Genomic DNA, 22,414 nt, shown 5'->3' with positions numbered 1-22,414 from the left:
AAAAGGCGAATGCACGCAGGCCTCAGAATCAAAGCCACTCGCCGTTACGCACCACGCCAACCGCAAGACCTTCAATGGTCAGTGACTGCGCACGGGTGTCGACCACGATAGGGTCAAAATCGCTGTTTTCAGGCAGAAGGTGCACGATAGCACCCTGCTTTTTCCAGCGTTTAACGGTGACTTCATCATCAATACGTGCCACGACAACCTGACCGTTGCGCACATCCTGGGTTTTATGTACCGCGAGCAGGTCGCCGTCCATAATCCCGATATCTTTCATCGACATTCCGCTGACGCGCAGCAGGAAGTCGGCAGAAGGCTTGAACAGGCCCGGATCCACTTTGTAGTGGGTTTCGATATGTTCCTGCGCCATGATCGGCTCACCGGCAGCAACCCGGCCAATCAGCGGTAGTCCTTCTGAAACTTCTTCTTCCATTAACAGACGAATGCCGCGTGATGCACCCGAAACGATCTCAATAACGCCTTTACGCGCCAGCGCTTTCAGATGCTCTTCAGCCGCATTTGGCGAACGGAAGCCCAGTTGCGCGGCGATCTCTGCACGCGTAGGCGGCATGCCCGTTGAAGATATATGGTCGCGAATCAGGTCATAGACCTGCTGCTGCCTGCTGGTTAATGCTTTCATCCCGCCCCCTGGTTGTTTATACAGTCGCTGTGAGTATATACAGGTATTGGCGAAATGGAAACCGATTGTCAGGGAAAACGCGCCCTCAGGCGCGTTATGGAAGGCTTATCGCAAATGTGTCCAGAGCAGCGCGACCCAGACAAACAGGGCCAGTAAGATGCTGATCAGTACCGCCGCCGAGCCCATGTCTTTGGCCCGGCCCGCCAGGGGATGATGTTCCTGACCAATCCGGTCAACCACCGCTTCAATGGCGCTATTGAGGATTTCGACAATGACGACCAGCACCACGGCGCCAATCATGAGGATGCGGGCGATCACATCGACATCCAGCCAGCACGCGATAATAATAGCGGCCAGCGCAGCCAGGGCTTCCTGCCGAAAGGCGGCTTCATGCTGCCAGGCGGCACGCAGTCCCTGCCAGGAGTAGCCTGCGGCTTTTACTATTCTGATAAGTCCGGTGGCATTATTTGCCATGATGTGGGAACCCTTTCATTCAATTGACGTCAATGTCTGGGCTGCGTGCAATTGGCACCACCACAGATCTTCGCTGCGCTTTCTGGTATGCTTGCGGCGCTTTGCTAACAAGAGGCTTCATGTTGTCTATGTCAGGTTGGCGTAAACTCTATTACAAATTACTTAATTTACCACTCTCCTTTTTGGTAAAAAGTAAGGCCATTCCGGCCGATCCCGTGTCTGAACATGGTCTGGATCCGACCCGACCTATTATGTATGTTTTGCCTTACGATTCGAAGGCTGACTTACTGACTTTACGCGCACAGTGTCTGCGGCATCATCTGCCCGATCCGCTGATTCCGCTGGAGATTGATGGTTCGCTGCTGCCGCGCCACGTGTTTATTCATAATGGCCCACGCGTATTTCCCTATTTTGTGCCCAGCGTTGAATCGGTAAAAATCTTTCACGATTACCTCGACCTGCATCGCAATAATCCTGAGCTGGATATTCAGATGCTGCCGGTCACCGTGATGTTTGGTCGTGCGCCAGGACGTGAAGTCCAGGGCGAAGCGACGCCGCATCTGCGTGTGCTGAATGGGGTGCAGAAATTCTTTGCGGTCATCTGGCACGGACGTGACAGTTTTGTCCGCTTCTCGCCGACCGTCTCGCTGCGCCGCATGGCAACGGAACACGGTACGGACAAGTCGATTGCCCAGAAACTGGCTCGCGTGGCACGCATCCATTTTGCCCGTCAGCGACTGGCGGCGATCGGCCCGCGTTTACCGGCGCGTCAGGATCTGTTTAATCGTCTGCTGCAATCCAAAGCGATTGAAAAAGCCGTCGAAGATGAAGCGCGCAGCAAAAAAATCTCCCATGAGAAAGCCCAGCAGAATGCTGTTGAGATGATGGAAGAGATCGCTGCTAACTTCTCCTATGAAGCCATTCGCGTCACCGACCGTGTGATGGGCTGGCTCTGGAGTCGTCTCTATCAGGGCATCAACGTCAATGGCGGTGAAAAAGTTCGCCAGCTGGCGCAGGATGGCCACGAGATTGTCTATGTACCCTGCCATCGCAGCCATATGGATTATCTGCTGCTCTCCTATGTGCTCTATCATCAGGGGCTGGTGCCGCCGCACATTGCCGCGGGTATCAATCTCAACTTCTGGCCAGCCGGACCGATTTTCCGTCGTCTGGGCGCCTTCTTTATTCGTCGTACCTTTAAAGGCAATAAGCTTTACGCCACGGTATTCCGCGAATATCTCGGCGAGCTGTTCACCCGCGGCTATTCAGTTGAATACTTTGTCGAAGGAGGCCGTTCACGTACCGGTCGCCTGCTGGACCCGAAAACCGGCACCTTAGCCATGACCTTACAGGCGATGCTGCGCGGCGGAAATCGCCCCATCACGCTGGTGCCGATCTACATCGGTTATGAGCACGTGATGGAAGTGGGCACTTACGCCAAAGAACTACGCGGTGCAGCCAAAGAGAAAGAGGGCTTCATGCAGATGGTGCGCGGCTTACGCAAGCTGCGCAATCTCGGTCAGGGTTACGTTAACTTCGGCGAACCGCTGCCGCTGGTCAACTATCTCAATAAGCGGGTGCCGGAATGGCGCGACGCGATCGATCCGATTGAGCCGCAACGTCCGAGCTGGTTAACGCCGACCGTTAATGACATCGCGGCCAGTCTGATGGTGCGTATTAATGAAGCGGGCGCGGCTAACGCGATGAACCTCTGTGTCACGGCGCTGCTGGCGTCACGTCAGCGCTCACTAACCCGTGAACAGCTGATTGAACAGCTGGAGTGCTATACCCAGTTGCTGCGTAATGTGCCTTATTCGCCCAATGCGACCGTACCCGATCTTTCCGCAGAAGCGCTGCTGGATCACGCCCTGAGTATGAACAAATTTGAGAGTGAAAAAGACAGTATTGGCGACATCATCATTCTGCCACGTGAGCAGGCAGTGTTGATGACCTACTACCGTAACAACATTCATCACATGCTGGTGATGCCGTCGCTGATTGCCGCCATTGTTCAGCAACATCAGACGCTGAGTGAAGCGGAACTGCTGCGTCAGGTGAGCCTGGTCTATCCGATGCTGAAGAGTGAACTGTTCCTGCGCTGGCAGACCGATGAGCTGCCACAACTGCTGACCGACGTAAGTCAGGAGCTGGCACGTCAGGGCCTGATTACCGTCGAAGCGGGTGAGTTGCGCTTTACCGCAGCACGCTATCGCACGCTGCAACTGCTGGCCGCCGGTGTGCGCGAAACGCTGCAGCGTTATGCCATTACCTTCTCGATTCTCAGCGCCAAGCCGACGATTAACCGTGGCACGCTGGAGAAAGAGAGCCGGACGCTGGCACAGCGTCTGTCAGTGTTGCACGGAATCAATGCGCCGGAGTTCTTCGACAAAGCGGTCTTTACCTCACTGGTACTGACGTTGCGTGATGAAGGGTATATCAGCGACAGCGGTGATGCCGATGTCGCGCAGACCCTGGCGACCTGGCATATTCTGGCTGACCTGGTCACCAGTGATGTCCGCATGACGATTGAAACCGCGGTGGCGCACGACTGACCCCCGCGCGCATTGTAAAAAGGCGACCTCATGAGGTCGCCTTTTTTATGCCCAAAACTTTCAGAACAGCTGACTGAACGGCGGCGTATTCATCAGTACGCCCAGGAACAGCACCATCCCGACGTAGTTGTTATTCAGGAAAGCCTGGAAGCAGGGCTGACGTTCGCGCCCGGCGATCAGCTTCTGCTGATAAACAAACAGCGCAGCCGCCAGCAGCAGCGTCCAGTAGAAAGCACCATTCAGATGCAGCATCATGCCCACCAGCGCCATCAGCAGCAGGGTCGCCAGTTGCAGCAGGCCAATGATCAGCTTGTCGAAACGTCCAAATAAAATCGCTGTCGATTTCACACCAATCTTCAGATCATCATCCCGATCCACCATCGCATACTGCGTGTCATAAGCCACCGTCCAGCAGATATTAGCGATAAATACCAGCCAGCAGACCAGAGGTAAGGACTCACTAACTGCGGACCACGCCATGGGAATTGCCCAGCCAAACGCGGCACCCAAAACGACCTGCGGCAGATGGGTATAGCGCTTCATAAAGGGATAGACCCAGGCCAGCGCCAGCCCCACGACGGAGAGCATAATCGTCATCAGATTCATGGTCAGCACCAGCGCAAACGCCACCAGCGCCAGAATCACAAACAGCAGCTTAGCCTCTTTTGCACTGACCGCGCCGCTGGCCAGTGGACGGTGCTTTGTGCGCTCAACGTGACCATCGACTTTCCGATCGGCGTAGTCATTGATCACACAACCGGCTGCTCGCATCACGAAAACCCCGGCCACAAACACCGCCAGCACCGGCAGCGGCGGAATCGACATATCCGCCAGCCATAACGCCCAGAGCGTTGGCCACATCAGCAGCAGCGTACCGATCGGTTTATCAATACGCATCAGGCGAGCATAGGCCCGCCACTTATTCATACTTAAGCTATTTTGCACCACAGAATCCTCAGACCAGATCGCGATAGAGCGGCGATGCCGGCAAAAACAGTTCAGTCAGCAGCAGCGGTTTGCCGGAAAGACGCAGGCGTGAACGCCGTCCCCACAATCCCTCTACCTGGCCCGGATCAATAAAATCGCGGGTCAGCGTCGACGAGGAGAAAAGATAGCGACCCAGAGGACGGGTGCCCAGCTGTTGCAGCATCGCCTCTGGCCCGTTGAGGGTACTTTCCGGCACCAGCGTGCGGCCAGCCAGCCAGGGCTGATCGTCGCCGAACAGCAGCACTTCACGCAGCCAGAAGCGTTCGTCGTCTGGCAATAACGCCCTTTCCTCACCCAACTCGCTGGCGTCGATAAAGCCTTCACGCAGCGGCTGAACCGTGACCCGCTGACAGTGCTGTTCAAAACGGCGCGTCATTGAATCCTCCTCCATCAGCCAGTCAAGCAATGGCGGCGCAAGGGTGGCCTGCGACGGAGAAAGCCAGTTGAGCGAACGTAATAAGCTGAGTGCGTCTTGCGACATAGCACCACTCCCGATAATTTTCAGGTCGCTAGTTTAGCGCAGAGAGGCGATGCGAACACCTGCCGTCGTGTCAGACGGCAGGAGGATTACTCGCGTTTCAGCCGGTTGCTGTTTGCCAGCCACAGGGTGACGACAAGAATCAGAATCGCCGCAGAGTAGCAGAGCGTATCGAAGGGATTTTTATGGTCGACGATGATCAGGCGGATAATCGCCGTGATCCCGATATAGACAAAATAGCGCAGGGGAAAATGATAGCCCGACTGAAAGTACTTAACAATCAGGGCGATAAATTCGAAATAGAGGAAATAGATGACGATTCCATCAATCAGCAGATAGGAGGAAGCCTGCTCGCTGGTGTTAAACAGCACGTTTGCCAGATGAATCGTTTCTTTGCCTAAAAAGACGATCAGGATAATCGCCAGACTCAGCAGCCCCAGATTCAGCACCCATTGCAGTACCGTTGCAAGGTGGCGGGCCAAAGGATTTTTGTCACTCATGTTGCGCCTTTAAAAAGGAGTTATTAGCGCAGCATCATGCGCGAGTGTGACGCAAATCACAATAACGCCTCAGGCCTCCACATCAACACAGAGCGCATCGTAACGCCAGTATTCACAATCGCAGTCAATCACCTCTTTTTGCTGATTGCGGTTGATGCGGGTGATCAGCAAGCCGGGGCTGCCCGGTGCCACATTCAGTGTGGGCGCTGCGACCTCGGGTAAAGGGCCTGGCATAATCGTAAAACGCGCGCCGCCATAACGAATACCGTAGCGCTGGTCATAGAGATCGGTCAGGGAACGGGTCAGGTCTTCATCAAGCAGGCCAGGGAAAAAACGGGGGTTGAGGTAGTGCTCAACATAGAGCACCGCACGCCCATCAATGCGCCGCAGGCGGCGTATGCAGTAAACCGCCGAGCCGGGTGCCAGCCGCAACGCAGTGGCTACGCTCTCGTGCGCCGCGACCTGCTCAGCGGCGATCACCTCAGTGGTTGCCTGACGCCCCTGCTGCGTCGCCATGGCATGAAAGTGGCTGTGATGCAGCGGGTTGTAGATCAGACGCGGCGGTGCGATAAACCAGCCACGACGCAGTTCACGGTAGATCATCCCCTGCGCTTCCAGCTTGCCCAGCGCTTCCCGCAGAGTAATCCGCGTGGTGCTGAACGCCTCGCTTAAGGCACGCTCTGCCGGCAGGCGTCCGCCGCTGAACTCACCTGCCTGAATGCGTGTCAGCAGTGCGCTGGCTATCGCATCCGCCGTTTTGAGTGCTATCGACTCCACAACAGTAGCCTCATTTTGGTGCGACTTCGCACTTTTACTGGTCAGATAAACACGCCTGTGGCGGGCGAACGCGCCACGTCTTTCATCGCCCATTCCCCGCACAGCGCCGCTTTGTCATAAATCGTTCATATAGAGGGGCTACATTGGCTCGGTTCTTGCTGGACTAGACCAGCCAGGCCCATCAACTTACACCCGGAGCAACTGAGATGAAAGCGTTTATCGCCTCTGTAGTAGCCAGTGCTGTAGTCCTCACCCTGCCCGTTGCGCAGGCCGCCGATAACGACCTCGCCGCGCTGGAAAAAGCGGCGCGCAGTGAAGGTCAGGTCAACAGCGTCGGGATGCCAGACAGCTGGGCCAACTGGAAAGATACCTGGAACGACATCAGCACCAAATATGGCCTTAAGCACAGCGATACCGATATGTCATCGGCGCAGGAGCTGGCGAAATTTGATGCAGAGAAAGAGAACGCCAGCGCTGACATCGGCGATGTGGGCGCCGCCTTTGGTCCAATCGCTGTCGCGAAGGGTGTAACCCAGCCCTACAAACCGACGCACTGGGATCAGATTCCGGCCTGGGCCAAAGATAAAGAGGGTAACTGGGCACTGGCTTATACCGGCACCATCGCTTTTCTGATCGACAAGCAGCAGGTTAAAGATATCCCCCACAGCTGGGCCGATCTGAAGAAAGGTAAGTATGTGGTTACTATCGGTGACGTCGGCGTGGCAGCTCAGGCGGCCAACGGCGTCCTGGCTGCCAACTACGCCTTAGGCGGTGATGAGAAGAACCTGAAACCGGCGCTGGCCTTCTTTGCCGATCTGGCAAAACAGGGGCGTCTTGGCGTGACCGATCCGGTGATTGCCAACATTGAAAAAGGTGAAGTGCAGATGGCAGTAGTGTGGGACTTTAACGCCCTTAACTACCGCGACCAGATTGACAGAAATCGCTACGAAGTGGTGATTCCGTCTGATGGCTCAGTGACCTCCGGCTACACCACCATCATCAACAAATATGCGAAACACCCTAACGCCGCAAAATTGACGCGCGAATATATCTTCTCAGACCAGGGACAGATCAATCTGGCTAAAGGCTATGCGCGCCCGATTCGTGCTGAGCATCTGACGCTGCCAGCAGACGTTCAGGCTCGCCTGCTGCCGCAATCAGAATATAAAAATGCCCGTCCGGTTAAGGATCAGGCTGCCTGGGATAAATCGTCGAAAATGCTGCCGCGCCTGTGGCAGGAAAACGTCATCATCAACATGCAGCAGTAATTCGCGGCAGGGAGAACGGAATGAAGACCATCCTGGTAGTGCTGGACGGCCTGAGCAATCAGGTCGCACAACATGCAATGGGTTACCTGCATGCCGAATGTTCACAGGGCAACGGGTTCTATTACCGTATGACCTGTGAATTGCCGTCGCTGTCGCGCCCGCTTTATGAGTGCATTCTGACCGGGGTTCCGCCGGTCAGAAGCGGCATTATTCATAATGGCGTCAGCCGGTTAAGTCGCGAGCGCAGCGTGTTTCACTTTGCGCGTGCGGCGGGCCTGACTACGGCGGCGGCGGCCTACCACTGGGTGAGTGAGCTTTACAACCGCACTCCGTTCGTTCCGGCGCGCGATCGTCACACCGATGCGCCGGACCTGCCCATTCAGTTCGGCCACTTCTACTCTGACGATAGCTATCCTGACTCGCATCTGTTTGAAGATGCGGAGAGCCTGCGGCTGCGTCACGATCCCGATTTTCTGCTGATCCACCCGATGAATATCGACGATGCCGGTCATAAGTCGGGGCTCTCTTCGCCGCAGTACCGCAACCGGGCACGTATCGCCGACGGCCTGCTGTCGCAGTGGATGCCGCTGTGGCTGGCCGAGGGCTATCAGGTGATGGTGACCGCCGATCACGGCATGAATGACGATCGCTCCCACGGCGGGATTCTGCCGGAGGAGACCACGGTGCCGCTGTTTGTCTTTGGTCATGCTTTCTCGCTGCAGCCTGACCTTGCGCCGCAGCAAACCGACCTGTGTGGCACGCTGTGTGAACTGCTTGAGGTGGCGCATGACAAGCCGGTCTGCCGCGGCCTGCTGGCGGAGTCACAAAGATGAAGGGAAAAGGCGTCGCACTGCTGCTGCTGTTACCTTTCACCCTGTTCTGGGTCGCCTTCCAGCTGGCACCGCTGTTGTGGATCGCCATCAACAGCTTCTGGAGTGACATGAACAGCCAGTGGGGCTGGGATAACTATCACGACATCCTCACCTCACCCTTCTACCAGCAGGCATTTCGATTTTCGCTGGATATCTCGCTCTGGTCCAGCGTCTGGGGATTACTGATTGCGCTGGTCACCGGCTATTCGCTGCATCAGCTCGGCGGCGGACGACTGCAGCGCTTTCTTATCTCCTTTACCAACATGACCAGTAACTTTGCCGGTGTCCCGCTGGCGTTTGCCTTTGTGATTCTGCTGGGGCTGAACGGCTGCCTGACGCTGCTGCTGCGCCATTATGGTGTGATTGAGAGCTTCAGACTCTTCTCGCGCAACGGCATGGTACTGGTCTACACCTGGTTTCAGATTCCGCTGGGCGTGCTGCTGCTCTATCCCGCCTTCGACGGGCTGAAAAAAGAGTGGCAGGAGTCGGCCGCACTACTGGGCGCCAGCCGCTGGCGCTACTGGTGGCACATCGGACTGCCAATTCTTTTCCCGGCGCTGCTCGGAACCTTTGTGATTCTGCTGGCGAATGCCCTCGGCGCTTACGCCACGATTTACGCCCTGACCACCGGTAATTTCAACGTGGTTCCGGTGCGCATCGCTGCATTGGTTTCCGGTGATATCTCGCTGGATCCCAACACCGGCAGCGCGCTGGCAATGTTGCTGGTGGCTATCATGGCGCTGATTACCCTGGTACAGCAGTATCTGGTGCGCCGCAGCTATCTCAATGCGAAACAGCCATGAAAGGAGCCGTCATGTCACGTGCTGAGCACCTCTATCATCGAATCATGGTCGGGTTACTCTTTACCCTGCTGGCGCTGCCGTTGCTGGCCACGCTGCTTTATGCAATCTCCTCCGACTGGAGCAATACCATTCTGCCGCAGGGCTACAGCCTGAAGTGGTTCATCCAGCTCTGGAGCGACCCGCGATTTTTGACGGCGCTGGGCCATTCGCTGCTGATTTGCTTTGGTGCGCTGCTGTTCTCGCTAGCGCTGGTGCTGCCTGCCATGTTTGTAATTGCTTACTACTTCCCCCGGCTGGATTCAGTAATGAACATCCTGATCCTGATGCCGTTCGCCGTGCCGCCAGTGGTGTCATCCGTGGGATTACTCCAGCTCTACTCGTCGTCACCACTGATGCTGACCGGCACGCCGTGGATCCTGATTGGCTGTTATTTCACTATCGCACTCCCCTTTATCTACCGGGCACTGTCGAACAATATGCAGGCGATCAATCTCAAAGAGCTGATTGATGCTGCACAGCTGCTGGGGGCCAGTACCTGGCAGGCAGCGATCTGGGTGGTGCTCCCCAACCTGCGCAAAGGGATGCTGATTGCCGTACTGCTCTCTTTCTCCTTTCTGATTGGTGAGTTTGTCTTCGCTAACCTGCTGGTCGGCAACCGCTATGAAACCCTGCAGGTTTACCTCTTCAACATGCGTAACGGCAGCGGTCACTTCACCAGCGCGCTGGTGATCTCCTACTTCTTTGTGGTGCTGCTGGTCACCTGGCTGGCCAACGCCCTGAATCCCGAACGAGGCTGAATATGAGTTACCTTGAGGTCAGAGAGCTGAACAAGTCCTATGGACCGACGCCCATTTTCGAGCAGATCGATTTCAGCGCCGCTGAAGGGGAATTTGTCACCCTGCTTGGCCCCAGCGGCTGCGGTAAATCAACGCTGCTGCGCTGTCTGGCGGGACTAACCAGCGTCGACAGCGGTGAAATCCGGCTGGAAGGCAAAGATATTGTGCCGCTGGCCCCGCAGAAGCGCGCCATCGGCATGGTGTTCCAGAGTTATGCGCTGTTTCCCAACATGACGGTGGAGAAGAACGTCGCGTTTGGCCTGAAGATGCAGAAACTGCCCGAAGCACAAATCCGCCAGCGGGTGCTGGAGGTGCTGGAGCTGGTTGAACTCAGCGACTATGCGCGCCGTTATCCGCACCAGCTGTCGGGCGGGCAGTGTCAGCGCGTGGCGCTGGCGCGTTCACTGGTGACGCGTCCGCGACTGCTGCTACTGGATGAGCCGCTGTCGGCGCTGGATGCGCGTATCCGTCGTCATCTGCGCGATCAGATCCGGCGCATCCAGCGTGAGCTGAATCTCACCACCCTGTTCGTGACCCATGACCAGGAGGAGGCGCTGACGCTCTCCGATCGCATCGTGCTGATGAACCGGGGTAAAATCGTGCAGAACGGCGACGCCGAAGCACTCTATACCCAGCCGGTCGATCTGTTCGCCGCCGGATTTATTGGCAACTACAACCTGTTGAGTGCTGAACAGGCAACGCGACTGACTGGTCAGCCTTTTAATAGCCAGGTGGCCATTCGTCCGGAATCGATGCTGTTCACCGCGCCAGACCAGGGCATTCCTGCGGAAATTCTCAGCCACAGTCTGCTGGGCAACGTGATCCGCTATCGGATCCGCGCGCATGACGTGGAACTTTCAGTGGATGTGCTAAACCGCTCGGCGGCGGATTTGCACCCCGCAGGCAGGAAGATTGGTCTACAATTAGAGATGTCGACTTTGCGCCAGGTTGCTTAAAACACAGGAAAAAATCACGCATAGTACGGCAATCCCCTTTCACAGATTGCTCTCTCTGTCAGGCTGGCAGTCTGTGCTGCTTGCAGCCTGACACAAGGAGCGACACCACGTGTTAACCCTGCTTAATCTGCTCTCTGCAGTGGCCCTGCTGGTCTGGGGCACGCATATTGTGCGAACCGGCATCATGCGGGTCTATGGTGCCGATCTGCGCCGCGTCCTGAGCCGCAGCATAGAAAAAAAACCGATGGCGTTTCTGGCGGGCATCGGTGTGACCACCCTGGTGCAGAGCAGCAACGCCACGACCTTGCTGGTCACCTCGTTTGTGGCGCAGAATCTGGTCAGCCTGACACCCGCGCTGGTAGTGATTCTGGGTGCGGATGTCGGTACCGCCATCATGGCGCGTATCCTGACCTTTGATCTCTCCTGGCTTTCACCGCTGTTTATCTTTTTTGGCGTGGTCTTTTTCCTCAGCCGCAAGCAGACCCGCGCCGGTCAGTTAGGCCGGGCCAGCATTGGTCTGGGCCTGATTTTGCTGGCATTGCAGCTGATTGTTGAAGCGGCTCGTCCGATTACCCAGGCCGCCGGTGTCCAGGTCCTCTTCTCCAGCCTGACCGGCGACGTGATGCTTGATGCACTGCTGGGTGCGGTATTCGCCATTATCAGTTACTCCAGTCTGGCCGCCGTGCTGATCACCGCAACGCTGACCGCCACCGGGGTCATTTCGTTCAAGGTCGCGCTCTGTCTGGTGATTGGTGCCAACCTTGGGAGTGGCCTGCTGGCGATGATCAACGCCAGCGGCTCGAATGCCGCCGGTAAACGCGTGGCGCTCGGCAGCCTGCTATTTAAGTTCGTTGGCTGCATCGTAATCCTGCCGTTTGTCGATATTGTGGCAACCTGGCTTGATAAGCTGCCGGTTAACGATGAAGAGTTAGTGATTTTCTTCCATGTGTTTTACAACCTGATTCGCTGCGTGGCGATGGTGCCGTTTGCTGACCTGATGGCGCGCCTTTGCCGTCGTATGATTGCCGACGACGTCGATAACGCACTGCACCTCAAGCCTAAGCATCTCGATCGCAGCGCGCTGGATACCCCGGCGCTGGCGCTGGTGAATGCCGCCCGCGAAGCGCTGCGCATCGGTGACGTGGTGGAACAGATGCTGGAGGCGTTTAATAAAGTCGTGCATGGCGAATCCCGCGAGGAGCGCACGGTGCGTCGGCTGGATGATGATGTCGATGTGCTCTATACCGCCATCAAGCTCTATCTGGCGCGGATGCCAAAAGAGGATCTCCCCGAAGAGGATTCGCGCCGCTGGGGCGAAATTATTGAGATGTCGCTGAATCTGGAGCAGGCCGGTGACATTATTGAGCGGATGAGCGGCGATGTGGCTGACAAGTCGCTGGCAGCGGGCCGCGCGTTTTCTGCCGAGGGATTAAAAGAGCTGCAGGAGCTGCAGGAGCTGTTGATTGCCAACCTCAGAATGAGCCTGTCGGTGTTTCTGTCGCACGATGTCACCAGCGCCAAACGGCTGCGCCGCGCGAAACATCGCTTCCGCCTGATGATTCGCCGCTACTCTCACGCCCATGTTGATCGCCTGCACCAGCAGAACGTGCAGAGCATTGAGACCAGCTCGCTGCACCTCGGTCTACTCGGCGACATGAAGCGCCTGAATTCGCTGTTCTGCAGCGTGGCCTATACCGTGCTGGAACAGCCCGACGATGAGCGGGATTACGAATAAGGCGTGTGAACAGACCGTTGTGTCAGGCTGAAAACACCCGGCGCAACAATAATGAGAAGCGGCGCATCATCATGCGCCGCCACAGTTACTTCTTCTTAATCGGCTTACCGGACCAGTAACCCGCCAGCAGTGAACCTGACAGGTTGTGCCACACCGAGAACAGCGCGCCCGGCAATGCCGCCAGCGGTGAGAAGTAGAGTTTGCCCAGCGTGGCCGCCAGCCCGGAGTTCTGCATGCCGACTTCCAGCGCCAGCGTACGGCAGGTCGACTCATCGAAACCAAACAGCTTGCCACCCCAGTAACCACCAAGCAGGCCAATCGCGTTATGCAGGATTACCGCCGCGATCACCATCAGACCCACCGATCCAATAAAGCCCTGACTGCCCGCCACCACCGCGCTGATGATCAGCAGAATGCAGACCATGGAAAATGCAGGCAGCCAGGGTTCCACCCGGCGAACCACGCTGTTCATGCTGTGATGAATGATCAGCCCAAGGCTAATCGGGATCACCACGATCTTCACAATACTCAGCAGCATACCCACCACATCAACCTGAATGTGGGTATCAACGTAAAAGCGGGTTAACAACGGCGTGGCGAACACCCCCACCAGCGCAGAAACTGACGAGATCGTGACCGACAGCGCCACATCCCCTTTCGCCAGATAGATCATCACGTTGCTGGCGGTGCCGCTGGCCACGGAGCCGACCAGAATCATACCGGCTGCCAGATCGGGCGGCATATGAAACAGTTTTGCCAGTCCCCAGGCGGCTAACGGCATCACCAGATAGTGCAGGAAAGTTCCGGCAATTACCGGCGCAGGTCGGGTCAGCACCCGTTTGAAATCGTCGATATTCAGCGTCACACCCATGCCGAACATAATCAGCATCAGCAGATAGGTGACCCAGGGGCCGATGCCGAGAAAGGTACCAGGAGAGTAATACGCGGCGACAGACAACAGCACGGCCCAGAGCGGGAACAGGCGGGTTAACGTGGCGAGCATAGCCAGACTTCCTTATAAGAATGTTATGTTTTATGCAGGTTTGCCATAGAGAATCGCCAGACAGGAACGACTGCCGTGACGAAGGCGGGATCATAACATTTCATTATCACGGCGTAAGGCGAAGATGGGGCGAGGCGGCAAAATGCGGATCGACTGCTGCCGATCCGCAGAATATTGGCGAAATTACGCTGCTTTTTCCTCTAAACCGCGGTAGATCGAACCACCTGGCACGGCACCGATAATCGGCATTAACCAGAGGATTACTCGAACAGATTGCGATGCAGGGTACGTACCACGCTTTCCGCATCGTTGCCGGGCACGAGGAAGCAGAGATTGTAGCTGCTAGCACCGTAGCAAATCATCCGCAGGTTGAACGGATCGAGTACACCAAACACCTCTTTGCCGACACCGCACGCTTTTGACAGCTGGTTGCCGATAATCGCCACCAGCGCCAGATCTTCTTCCACCTCTACCCGGCACAGCGACGAGAGTTCAGTCAGCAAGGCCTGGGTCAGCAGACTGGCGCTGGTTGAGGTCGAGCCGGTGGTGTCGAGGGTCAGCGCCACGCTCACTTCGGAGGTGGTGATCAGGTCAACCGAGACGTTGTGACGAGCCAGAATGTTGAAGAGTTCGGCGAGGAAACCAAACGTATGCAGCATGTTAAGGCTATGCAGCGTTAACAGCGTCTGCTTGCGGCGTAAAGCCAGCGCCCGGAACAACGGCGGGTTACGGGTTTCGTTGCAGACGCGGGTTCCGCCCGCTGCCGGATCCTTGCTGGAACCGACGAAGACCGGAATACCCCGACGCACAGCAGGAAGCAGTGTCGCGGGATGCAGCACTTTCGCGCCAAACGTCGCCATTTCGGCGGCTTCTTCAAAAGTGATCTCGTCAATGCGCTTCGCCGTCGGCACCACGCGGGGATCGGTGGTGTAGATGCCTGGCACATCTGTCCAGATATCCACCCGCGCCGCATTCAGCGCTTCGCCCAGCAGCGCGGCGGTGTAATCACTGCCGCCACGCCCTAAGGTGGTGGTGCGCCCCTCACGTTCACTGCCAATGAAGCCCTGAGTAATGACCAATGCCTGCCCGATGCGCGGCTGTAACTGCGCCGTCGCCTGCTCCGCCAGCACCTCAACATCCGGTACAGCCCGGCCAAAATGATCGTCGGTGCGCATCACTTTACGGACATCGAACCACTCCGCGTTAACCTGACGTTCACGCAGAATTTCCACAAACAGCAGTGATGACATCAGCTCGCCGTGGCTGACCAGTTCATCAGTCAGGGCGTTAGAGGTGGCCAGTGAAGCCGCTTCAGAGAGCATGCTGATATTGTCGATCATCCGATCGATTTCATCGCGGATCACTTCCGGATGCTGCAGGCGATCGACAATGGCATACTGGATACGGCGGATATCATCAAGCAGAACAGCGCGCTGCGGAGCCTGCTGGCCTTCAGCCAGCGCCACCAGCAGATTGGTAATGCCCGCCGAAGCAGAGAGCACAACCAGACGCGTACTGGCGTCCTGCAACACCACATCGGCGCTGCGGTTCATCGCTTCAAAATCGGCTACGCTGGTGCCGCCAAATTTTGCCACTATCAGAGTTTGAGACATGTAGGACCTCGTGTCAGGTTATCTTGTTCTCGCCGATGAAAGGGTCGAGAAACATTCTTTCAGCCAGGCACAAGGAAAGAGCAGAAACGGGCGGACAAGATCAGATAGACGAGTCACCCAGAAGCGCCCCACCTTGCGAAACGTCGACTGCAGACGTTTCTGGTGACAACCCAGAGGATTCAGCCCCTGTAGCCGACAGGCAGCACACCGTGTGCTGACCCACCTCGGCGTCGCTCCCCATTATGTGTTTTCACCGGATACGGTTCCTCCAACACACTACCTGGGCGACGCGCCTCTTCTGGCTTGCGCACAGGTGCGCAAGTAGGCGCATAGGTTTAGCCTTTTCTGGACCTGCTGTCAATGTCAGCGATGGCTGGAGAGCCGCATCAGAAAACAAATTAACCCGCGCCGCAGCGGCTACAGTGCTTAATGGGTTCAGCACCTGCAGCAATCCCTGATACGGCACAACGTTTTGCGCAGACTTTTGCGCCACACTTTGCTGCGCGCGGGGTCTGTGCACCGCAGGGTGTTCGCGCCAGTGAATGCTGACGATAAACCACAGCGTGCCGATCGCCTGTCCGGTGCGCGCTGACAAAATTTTTCCTTTCAGTTACAACTGTGGTCATACTGAAACGCTAAACGGGCATGATGTGCCTCCGATGGAATGACGGTTCTTAATATCAACAAGAGTGTTGCCATGAAAAATATCAATCCGACACAAACCGCAGCCTGGAAAGCGCTGCAACAGCATTTTGAGCAGATGAAATCGGTAGAAATTGCCGATCTGTTCGCCCAGGATGCCGATCGTTTTGCCAAATTCTCTGCCACCTTTGATGATCAGATGCTGGTGGATTTCTCCAAAAACCGCATCACCCAGGAAACGCTCGATAAGCTCCAGGCGCTGGCCAAAGAGACCGATCTCAGCGGTGCCATCAAGTCTATGTTCTCGGGTGAGAAGATTAACCGCACTGAAGATCGTGCGGTGTTGCATGTCGCACTGCGCAACCGGAGCAACACGCCGATTCTGGTGGATGGCAAAGATGTGATGCCAGACGTCAACGCGGTGCTGGACAAGATGAAAGGCTTCTCAGAGCGCATCATCAGCGGCGAATGGAAAGGCTATACCGGTAAAGCGATCACTGACGTGGTGAATATCGGCATCGGCGGCTCCGACCTCGGCCCGTTTATGGTGACAGAGGCGCTGCGCCCGTATAAAAACCATCTGAACATGCATTTTGTCTCCAACGTTGACGGCACCCATATCGCCGAAACGCTGAAAGACCTCAGCCCGGAAACCACCCTGTTCCTGGTTGCCTCCAAGACCTTCACGACTCAGGAAACTATGACCAACGCCCACAGTGCGCGCGACTGGTTCCTGAAAACTGCTGGCGATCAGCAGCACGTAGCGAAACACTTTGCTGCGCTGTCGACCAATGCCAAAGCGGTGGGTGAATTCGGTATCGACACCAACAACATGTTTGAATTCTGGGACTGGGTTGGCGGCCGCTATTCACTGTGGTCAGCCATCGGTCTGTCGATCATTCTCTCAATTGGCTTCGAAAACTTCGAGCAGCTGCTGAGCGGCGCACATGCCATGGACCAGCATTTCGCAACGACCCCGGCTGAGCAGAACCTGCCGGTGCTGCTGGCGCTGATTGGCATCTGGTACAACAATTTCTTTGGTGCTGAAACCGAAGCGATTCTGCCTTATGACCAGTACATGCACCGCTTTGCCGCCTATTTCCAGCAGGGAAATATGGAGTCAAACGGCAAGTATGTGGATCGCGCCGGTCATCCGGTGGACTACCAGACTGGCCCCATCATCTGGGGTGAACCTGGCACTAACGGTCAGCACGCGTTTTATCAGCTGATCCATCAGGGCACCAAGCTGGTTCCGTGTGACTTTATTGCGCCGGCTATTACCCATAACGCGCTGACAGATCACCATCCGAAGCTGCTCTCTAACTTCTTTGCCCAGACCGAAGCGCTGGCGTTTGGTAAATCACGCGACGTTGTCGAGAAAGAGTTTACCGATGCCGGTAAATCTGCAGAGTCAGTGGCCCATATCGTGCCGTTCAAAGTGTTTGAAGGGAACCGCCCGACTAACTCCATCCTGCTGCGTGAGATCACCCCATACAGCCTGGGTGCGCTGATTGCCCTGTATGAGCACAAAATCTTCACTCAGGGCGCCATCCTGAATATCTACACTTTCGATCAGTGGGGTGTGGAATTAGGTAAGCAGCTGGCAAACCGTATTCTGCCGGAACTGGAAAATGAGGATGAAATTACCACTCACGACAGTTCCACCAATGCCTTAATTAATCGTTATAAATCCTGGCGTTAATCGGCATTAATTTTACCGGGCGGCAACCTTGTCGCCCTTTTTTTGTCTGTTTTAACATCTTATTGGGTAATTCATCAGGACAGAGATGCCTGCCAGCACGGGAAAAGTCTTAAAATACCCCAGGATAATTCTGAACATCACGCTCCGGAACAGCGTTTAATCCAGTATAAAGTGGATCTGATAATAGCGACTTTACGAGGTTAACTATTGATTCATAGCCATATTTAATTTAAGACCTTCTGAGTAAATTCTGATTATTCTTATTCCGTACCATTTATAAATAAAAAAGAACATTACGCTTTGCATTCCCCTTAGCAGCAGCGAAATATAGGGTATCAACCGGAAATACTCCGATATAAAAAGCAGTTATCCCCAATATTACTGATTAAATCACGCAATCATCCCGCCATTTGACCTGGTTTTTATAGCACTGAACTCTGATATTTTGTTGCCCTATAATGAACGCGCCCGCAATGGGACTGTCCGTCGCACTGGTCGCAGCCTGTCTGCATAGCCATTGTCGCTGGTCAGAGATCCTTCATTCACTCAATGCAGGAAACGTTGTTATGAAAAAAACTATGGTTGCCGGTGCAGCCTTGATCCTCGTTGCCGCCTCCTCAAGCGCATTTGCTGCGCCGCAGGAAGCAGGTGAAGCAGGTACGGCAGCAGGCGCGCAGGCGGGAGCAATCTCTGCTGGTGCTTCTACCGCTGTCGGTATCGGCGCACTTGGTGCGTTGGTCGGGCTCGGCATTGCCGCTTCTGGCGGTGGTGACGGTGCAAATACCGGTACAACAACCACAACCACGACGAGCACCACTCGTTGATGGATGCCCGAAACGCGTCTGATTACTGAACGGTAACAAACCGGCGAGGCTGAAAAACTGACTACGGTGAGGATTTCAGCGGAGCCACATTGTCTGCCGCTTTGCAGCCAGACGGGACGGGCAGAGCACCTTTAAACATAACCACACGCCTGTGTGGTTATTTTTACTTTGGCATGACTTATCAGGGACACACAGTGCGCCAACTTCCTCTGCTGCTCGCTTGCCTGCTGCTGCAGGCCTGTACACAAACGCAAAAAGGTCTTGAACAGACTTTGCTGCTCGCGGTTAACGGTCCGGATGACGTCACCGTTACCGATCAACAGGTCAACAATCTCCCCTATGCCAGTCTCTACGCTCGTCTGAATGACGGTCCGCGCATTTTTGTGGTGCTGGGCTACAGCGAGCAGGGACAGCAGAAATGGGTCACTCAGGATCAGGCGATGCTGGTAACACAGCATGGCCGTCTGGTTAAAACTCTGGGCTTACCCGATAACCTGCTGAGCGTCAGCAATCTGCAACAGGATCCGCTCGCTGACAGTCTGCATATCAGCAACGGCGCTGGCTGGACCCGCATCGTGCAGTGGACCGAGCAGGGTAAGGTTCGCGGCGCGACCGTGCGTTCAACCTTCCAGCGCGGCACCGACGAGGTGCTGACGGTTGCAGGCAACCGCATCCCTTGTCGTGTCTGGCATGAGCAGGTGAGCATCGACAGCAGTAACCGCGAGTGGGAAAACACCTTCTGGATCGATAACAGCAGCGGCGATGTGGTGCAGGCTCATCAGATGCTGGCGGCCGATGCCTTCCCTGTTGATATCACTATTCTGAAGCCGGCGAAATCATGAAAAAAATCACTATTTTGCTGGCCGGGCTGAGCCTGTTCAGCGTCGCAGGGGCGCAGGCTGCTGCGCAGGTTACTGTCCATACACCGCACAATGGCGGTCAGGCTGAGCTGAGCCAGATCACTGATCTCTCACAGCTGGTGACCCTGCCTCCACTGCAGGTCAACACGGACTGGCGCGGTACCTTTATTGCCGAGCGCGGCGCAACCGCAGTCGCCCGGCAGCAATATCAACAGACGCTGGGCGCGTTACGGGCCTGGCGTGCCGACAGCAGCGGCGATCGGGCGGTGGCCATTGATGAGGTGATTCGCCAGCTGAGCGCCATCAAAGTGACAGGTCGCCAGTTTACTTCGCTTGACCCGGACTGGATTCGTCTGCATCCGGCGGACAACCGTCGGCTGGAAGGCAGCTATGACCTCTATTTGCAGGCGCCCACCGATTCAGTGCTGCTGCTCGGCGCACTGAGCGGCGCAGGCAAGGTGAGCTGGCAGCCGGGTAAATCAGTACGCGACTATCTGGATGGTCATGACGCACTCTCCGGGGCAGAACGCAATTTTGTCACGGTGATTGCCCCTTCAGGCGCCACACAGCAGGTGCCGGTTGCTTACTGGAATCGCCGCCATGCGGAAGTGGAGCCAGGCAGCGTTATCTGGCTGGGCTTTTCGTCATGGAGCCTGCCAGGCAGTGATGAAGACCTGAACGATCGCATCCTTTCCGTACTGACTCACCGGATACCAGACTGATGAAAAAACGTTATCTCTTCAGCCTGTTGGCTGTTTCCGTGGCGGCAGCCTGTCAGGCGCAGGCTGACACTTTCCCCGCGCCGGTGGGTCCTTCACAATCCGATTTCGGTGGTGTTGGCCTGATGCAGGTGCCGACGGCGCGCATGTCCAGAGAGGGTGAATTCAGCCTCAACGCCCGCGACAACGATCAGTATCGTTACTACTCTGCCTCACTGCAGCTCTTCCCCTGGCTGGAAACTACGGTGCGTTATACCGACGTGCGGACCCGTCAATACAGTGCGGTATCAGAATTCAGCGGCACACAGAGCTACAAAGATAAAGCCTTCGATTTGAAACTGCGCCTGTGGCAGGAAGGTTTCTGGCTGCCAGAGGTGGCGGTGGGAACCCGCGATCTCGGCGGTACTGGCCTGTTCGACAGCGAATACTTGGTGGGAACCAAAGCCTGGGGGCCGTTCGACTTTACGCTGGGCGTCGGCTGGGGCTACCTCGGCAACAGCGGCACGCTGAAGAACCCCTTCTGCTCATACAGCGACAGCTATTGTCAGCGTCCGAAAGTGGGCGAAGCGGGTTCGATCAATGGCTCGCAGATGTTCCATGGTCCGACGGCGCTGTTTGGCGGCGTGGAGTATCAGACGCCCTGGCAGCCGCTGCGCCTTAAGATGGAATATGAAGGCAACGACTACCAGAATGACTTTGCTGGCCGCCTTGATCAGCGCAGCAAGCTCAACGTTGGGGCAATCTATCGTGTGACCGACTGGGCCGACATCAACGCCAGCTACGAACGCGGCAATACCTTTATGTTTGGTGTCACCATCCGAACCAACTTCAACGATCTGCGCCAGGCGCACATCGACAGCGAGAAGCCGGCCTACAATCCGCAGCCGCAGCCAAAACTGCTGGAGACGACGGTGGTGGGTTCTCAGCTGACCGATCTGAAATACAACGCCGGTCTCGACGGTCCGCGTATTCAGACTCAGGGCCATACGCTGTATGTGTCAGGCGAGCAGACGAAGTATCGCGATACCCGTGAAGGGGTGGATCGCGCTAACCGCATTATCATGAACCACCTGCCTGACGGCATCGACACGATCAATGTCACCGAGTCGCGCTTTAACATGCCGCAGGTAACCACGGAGACGAAAGTCGCCAGCCTGCGTAACGATCTGGAAGGCTATCCGCTGGGCCATGAGAAGCCGCTGCAACAGACACGCAAAGAACCGGTCGATCCGGGTACCACTGAGCAGGGCATGTTTATCCGTAAAGATCGCCTGAACTACAGCCTGTCGCCGGTGCTGAATCAGTCGGTGGGCGGCCCGGAAAGCTTCTATATGTATCAGGTCGGCGTGATGGCCAGCGCGGATTACTGGCTGACGGACCACCTGCTGGTGGGCGGCAGTCTGTTTGGTAACCTCGCCAACAACTATGACAAGTTCAACTACAACGGCGCACCGGCGGACTCTTCCCTGCCGCGCGTGCGTACCCATATCCGCGACTACGTTGAGAACAATGTCTACGTCAACGATCTGCAGGCGAACTATATGGGCCAGCTCGGTAATGGCTTCTATGGTCAGGTCTACGGCGGCTATCTGGAGACAATGTACGGCGGCGTGGGTGGCGAGGTGCTTTATCGTCCGGTCGATGCGAACTGGGCGGTGGGCGTCGATGCCAACTACGTTCGTCAGCGTGACTGGGACAATATGATGCAGTTTAACCGCTATAAAGCGGCAACCGGCAACCTGACGGGCTACTGGCGTCCATGGTTCATGCAGGATGTACTGGTGAAAACCAGCGTCGGTCAGTATCTGGCGAAAGATAAAGGCGTGACGGTTGATGTGTCGAAGCGCTTCGACAGCGGCGTGATGGTCGGTGTTTATGCTACCAAAACTAATGTGTCGTCTGAAGAGTATGGCGAAGGCGACTTCACCAAAGGCTTCTATATCTCCATCCCGATGGATCTGTTCACCGTGACACCAACGCGTGGTCGCGCGCAGGTGAACTGGGTGCCGCTGACGCGTGATGGTGGTCAGATGCTGGGCCGTAAGTACCAGCTGTATGATCTGACGTCGGATCGCGACGCGCGCTTCAACTAAGCAGAGGCGGCCTTCGGGCCGCTCAACGCTGTTTACAGAAGCAGGCTCAGGGAGCAAACGCCCTGCGTAAAGACGCA

The 22,414-nt window shown here is 56.2% G+C and carries 20 protein-coding genes and 1 riboswitch; of the genes, 12 read left to right on the top strand and 8 right to left on the bottom strand.

Annotated elements, in window-relative coordinates:
• Positions 1 to 28 precede the first annotated feature (28 nt).
• The gene (gene lexA, locus AC6I77_RS01290; RefSeq protein ID WP_003855777.1) at positions 29 to 643 is read right to left on the bottom strand and encodes a transcriptional repressor LexA; all 615 of its coding nucleotides are present in this window, start codon (positions 641 to 643) and stop codon (positions 29 to 31) included.
• Between the two features lie 105 nt (positions 644 to 748).
• Complete coding sequence (locus AC6I77_RS01285; RefSeq protein ID WP_003855779.1) at positions 749 to 1,117, bottom strand: diacylglycerol kinase; 369 nt, start codon at positions 1,115 to 1,117, stop codon at positions 749 to 751.
• 128 nt (positions 1,118 to 1,245) lie between these two features.
• Between AC6I77_RS01285 and plsB the strand changes: the two genes are divergently transcribed.
• Positions 1,246 to 3,669 (top strand): glycerol-3-phosphate 1-O-acyltransferase PlsB, encoded by a 2,424-nt coding sequence (gene plsB / locus AC6I77_RS01280; RefSeq protein WP_497817210.1) that lies wholly within the window; start codon positions 1,246 to 1,248, stop codon positions 3,667 to 3,669.
• Positions 3,670 to 3,729: 60 nt separating this feature from the next.
• On the opposite strand, the gene ubiA is transcribed toward plsB, so the two are convergent.
• The 4 genes from ubiA to AC6I77_RS01260 form a co-directional block, all read right to left on the bottom strand.
• Complete coding sequence (ubiA, locus tag AC6I77_RS01275; protein ID WP_039660681.1) at positions 3,730 to 4,614, bottom strand: 4-hydroxybenzoate octaprenyltransferase; 885 nt, start codon at positions 4,612 to 4,614, stop codon at positions 3,730 to 3,732.
• Between the two features lie 10 nt (positions 4,615 to 4,624).
• On the bottom strand, positions 4,625 to 5,137 hold the full coding sequence (gene ubiC / locus AC6I77_RS01270; protein WP_003855790.1) for a chorismate lyase: 513 nt from the start codon (positions 5,135 to 5,137) through the stop codon (positions 4,625 to 4,627).
• 86 nt (positions 5,138 to 5,223) lie between these two features.
• The gene (psiE, locus tag AC6I77_RS01265) at positions 5,224 to 5,634 is read right to left on the bottom strand and encodes a phosphate-starvation-inducible protein PsiE (RefSeq protein WP_003855792.1); all 411 of its coding nucleotides are present in this window, start codon (positions 5,632 to 5,634) and stop codon (positions 5,224 to 5,226) included.
• Positions 5,635 to 5,703: 69 nt separating this feature from the next.
• On the bottom strand, positions 5,704 to 6,411 hold the full coding sequence (locus AC6I77_RS01260; RefSeq protein WP_008926601.1) for a UTRA domain-containing protein: 708 nt from the start codon (positions 6,409 to 6,411) through the stop codon (positions 5,704 to 5,706).
• 206 nt (positions 6,412 to 6,617) lie between these two features.
• Between AC6I77_RS01260 and AC6I77_RS01255 the strand changes: the two genes are divergently transcribed.
• The 6 genes from AC6I77_RS01255 to AC6I77_RS01230 all read left to right on the top strand — a co-directional run bounded on the left by AC6I77_RS01255 (position 6,618) and on the right by AC6I77_RS01230 (position 12,881).
• The gene (locus AC6I77_RS01255) at positions 6,618 to 7,679 is read left to right on the top strand and encodes an ABC transporter substrate-binding protein (RefSeq protein ID WP_008926600.1); all 1,062 of its coding nucleotides are present in this window, start codon (positions 6,618 to 6,620) and stop codon (positions 7,677 to 7,679) included.
• Between the two features lie 20 nt (positions 7,680 to 7,699).
• Positions 7,700 to 8,512 carry an alkaline phosphatase family protein gene (locus AC6I77_RS01250; RefSeq protein ID WP_003855799.1) on the top strand — a complete coding sequence of 271 codons (813 nt, stop codon included), beginning with the start codon at positions 7,700 to 7,702 and terminating at the stop codon, positions 8,510 to 8,512.
• Complete coding sequence (locus AC6I77_RS01245; protein WP_003855801.1) at positions 8,509 to 9,354, top strand: ABC transporter permease; 846 nt, start codon at positions 8,509 to 8,511, stop codon at positions 9,352 to 9,354. The genes AC6I77_RS01250 and AC6I77_RS01245 overlap by 4 nt, the downstream gene beginning before the upstream one ends.
• A gap of 11 nt (positions 9,355 to 9,365) precedes the next feature.
• Positions 9,366 to 10,151, top strand: a complete 786-nt coding sequence (locus tag AC6I77_RS01240) for an ABC transporter permease (protein WP_003855803.1) — start codon at positions 9,366 to 9,368, stop codon at positions 10,149 to 10,151.
• A 2-nt stretch (positions 10,152 to 10,153) separates the two neighbouring features.
• Entirely contained in the window at positions 10,154 to 11,146 is a 993-nt protein-coding gene (locus AC6I77_RS01235; RefSeq protein ID WP_003855804.1) for an ABC transporter ATP-binding protein, read from the top strand.
• Between the two features lie 109 nt (positions 11,147 to 11,255).
• Positions 11,256 to 12,881 carry a Na/Pi cotransporter family protein gene (locus AC6I77_RS01230; protein ID WP_003855807.1) on the top strand — a complete coding sequence of 542 codons (1,626 nt, stop codon included), beginning with the start codon at positions 11,256 to 11,258 and terminating at the stop codon, positions 12,879 to 12,881.
• Between the two features lie 85 nt (positions 12,882 to 12,966).
• On the opposite strand, the gene panS is transcribed toward AC6I77_RS01230, so the two are convergent.
• Both panS and lysC read right to left on the bottom strand, forming a co-directional pair.
• Entirely contained in the window at positions 12,967 to 13,884 is a 918-nt protein-coding gene (gene panS, locus AC6I77_RS01225; protein WP_003855809.1) for a ketopantoate/pantoate/pantothenate transporter PanS, read from the bottom strand.
• Between the two features lie 260 nt (positions 13,885 to 14,144).
• Positions 14,145 to 15,497 carry a lysine-sensitive aspartokinase 3 gene (gene lysC, locus AC6I77_RS01220; RefSeq protein ID WP_003855819.1) on the bottom strand — a complete coding sequence of 451 codons (1,353 nt, stop codon included), beginning with the start codon at positions 15,495 to 15,497 and terminating at the stop codon, positions 14,145 to 14,147.
• A gap of 113 nt (positions 15,498 to 15,610) precedes the next feature.
• Positions 15,611 to 15,803: riboswitch (Lysine riboswitch) on the bottom strand.
• 391 nt (positions 15,804 to 16,194) lie between these two features.
• Here lysC and pgi point away from each other — a divergent pair.
• The 5 genes from pgi (at position 16,195) to AC6I77_RS01195 (ending at position 22,337) form a co-directional block, all read left to right on the top strand.
• Entirely contained in the window at positions 16,195 to 17,841 is a 1,647-nt protein-coding gene (gene pgi / locus AC6I77_RS01215) for a glucose-6-phosphate isomerase (protein ID WP_008926599.1), read from the top strand.
• 566 nt (positions 17,842 to 18,407) lie between these two features.
• A complete protein-coding gene (yjbE, locus tag AC6I77_RS01210) occupies positions 18,408 to 18,665 on the top strand; it encodes an exopolysaccharide production protein YjbE (protein ID WP_008926598.1) in 258 nt (85 codons plus the stop codon).
• 194 nt (positions 18,666 to 18,859) lie between these two features.
• Entirely contained in the window at positions 18,860 to 19,507 is a 648-nt protein-coding gene (locus AC6I77_RS01205) for a YjbF family lipoprotein (RefSeq protein WP_003852764.1), read from the top strand.
• The gene (locus AC6I77_RS01200; RefSeq protein WP_003852765.1) at positions 19,504 to 20,247 is read left to right on the top strand and encodes a capsule biosynthesis GfcC family protein; all 744 of its coding nucleotides are present in this window, start codon (positions 19,504 to 19,506) and stop codon (positions 20,245 to 20,247) included. Before AC6I77_RS01205 ends, AC6I77_RS01200 begins: the two co-directional genes overlap by 4 nt.
• Entirely contained in the window at positions 20,247 to 22,337 is a 2,091-nt protein-coding gene (locus AC6I77_RS01195; RefSeq protein ID WP_039660686.1) for a YjbH domain-containing protein, read from the top strand. The genes AC6I77_RS01200 and AC6I77_RS01195 overlap by 1 nt, the downstream gene beginning before the upstream one ends.
• Positions 22,338 to 22,414 lie beyond the last annotated feature (77 nt).

The sequence above is a fragment of the Pantoea sp. X-Soil-ISGK-259 genome (genome assembly GCF_059730705.1).
Note: the sequence above shows the minus strand (reverse complement) of the source record. Positions and strands in the feature narration are given on the sequence as shown.

Bases quoted from the DNA above. Each gene is read 5' to 3' on its own strand.
- lexA (WP_003855777.1), bottom strand. From the start codon at position 643: ATGAAAGCATTAACCAGCAGGCAGCAGCAGGTCTATGACCTGATTCGC.
- AC6I77_RS01285 (WP_003855779.1), bottom strand. From the start codon at position 1,117: ATGGCAAATAATGCCACCGGACTTATCAGAATAGTAAAAGCCGCAGGC.
- plsB (WP_497817210.1), top strand. From the start codon at position 1,246: ATGTCAGGTTGGCGTAAACTCTATTACAAATTACTTAATTTACCACTC.
- ubiC (WP_003855790.1), bottom strand. From the start codon at position 5,137: ATGTCGCAAGACGCACTCAGCTTATTACGTTCGCTCAACTGGCTTTCT.
- psiE (WP_003855792.1), bottom strand. From the start codon at position 5,634: ATGAGTGACAAAAATCCTTTGGCCCGCCACCTTGCAACGGTACTGCAA.
- AC6I77_RS01255 (WP_008926600.1), top strand. From the start codon at position 6,618: ATGAAAGCGTTTATCGCCTCTGTAGTAGCCAGTGCTGTAGTCCTCACC.
- AC6I77_RS01250 (WP_003855799.1), top strand. From the start codon at position 7,700: ATGAAGACCATCCTGGTAGTGCTGGACGGCCTGAGCAATCAGGTCGCA.
- AC6I77_RS01245 (WP_003855801.1), top strand. From the start codon at position 8,509: ATGAAGGGAAAAGGCGTCGCACTGCTGCTGCTGTTACCTTTCACCCTG.
- AC6I77_RS01240 (WP_003855803.1), top strand. From the start codon at position 9,366: ATGTCACGTGCTGAGCACCTCTATCATCGAATCATGGTCGGGTTACTC.
- AC6I77_RS01235 (WP_003855804.1), top strand. From the start codon at position 10,154: ATGAGTTACCTTGAGGTCAGAGAGCTGAACAAGTCCTATGGACCGACG.
- panS (WP_003855809.1), bottom strand. From the start codon at position 13,884: ATGCTCGCCACGTTAACCCGCCTGTTCCCGCTCTGGGCCGTGCTGTTG.
- lysC (WP_003855819.1), bottom strand. From the start codon at position 15,497: ATGTCTCAAACTCTGATAGTGGCAAAATTTGGCGGCACCAGCGTAGCC.
- pgi (WP_008926599.1), top strand. From the start codon at position 16,195: ATGAAAAATATCAATCCGACACAAACCGCAGCCTGGAAAGCGCTGCAA.
- yjbE (WP_008926598.1), top strand. From the start codon at position 18,408: ATGAAAAAAACTATGGTTGCCGGTGCAGCCTTGATCCTCGTTGCCGCC.
- AC6I77_RS01200 (WP_003852765.1), top strand. From the start codon at position 19,504: ATGAAAAAAATCACTATTTTGCTGGCCGGGCTGAGCCTGTTCAGCGTC.
- AC6I77_RS01195 (WP_039660686.1), top strand. From the start codon at position 20,247: ATGAAAAAACGTTATCTCTTCAGCCTGTTGGCTGTTTCCGTGGCGGCA.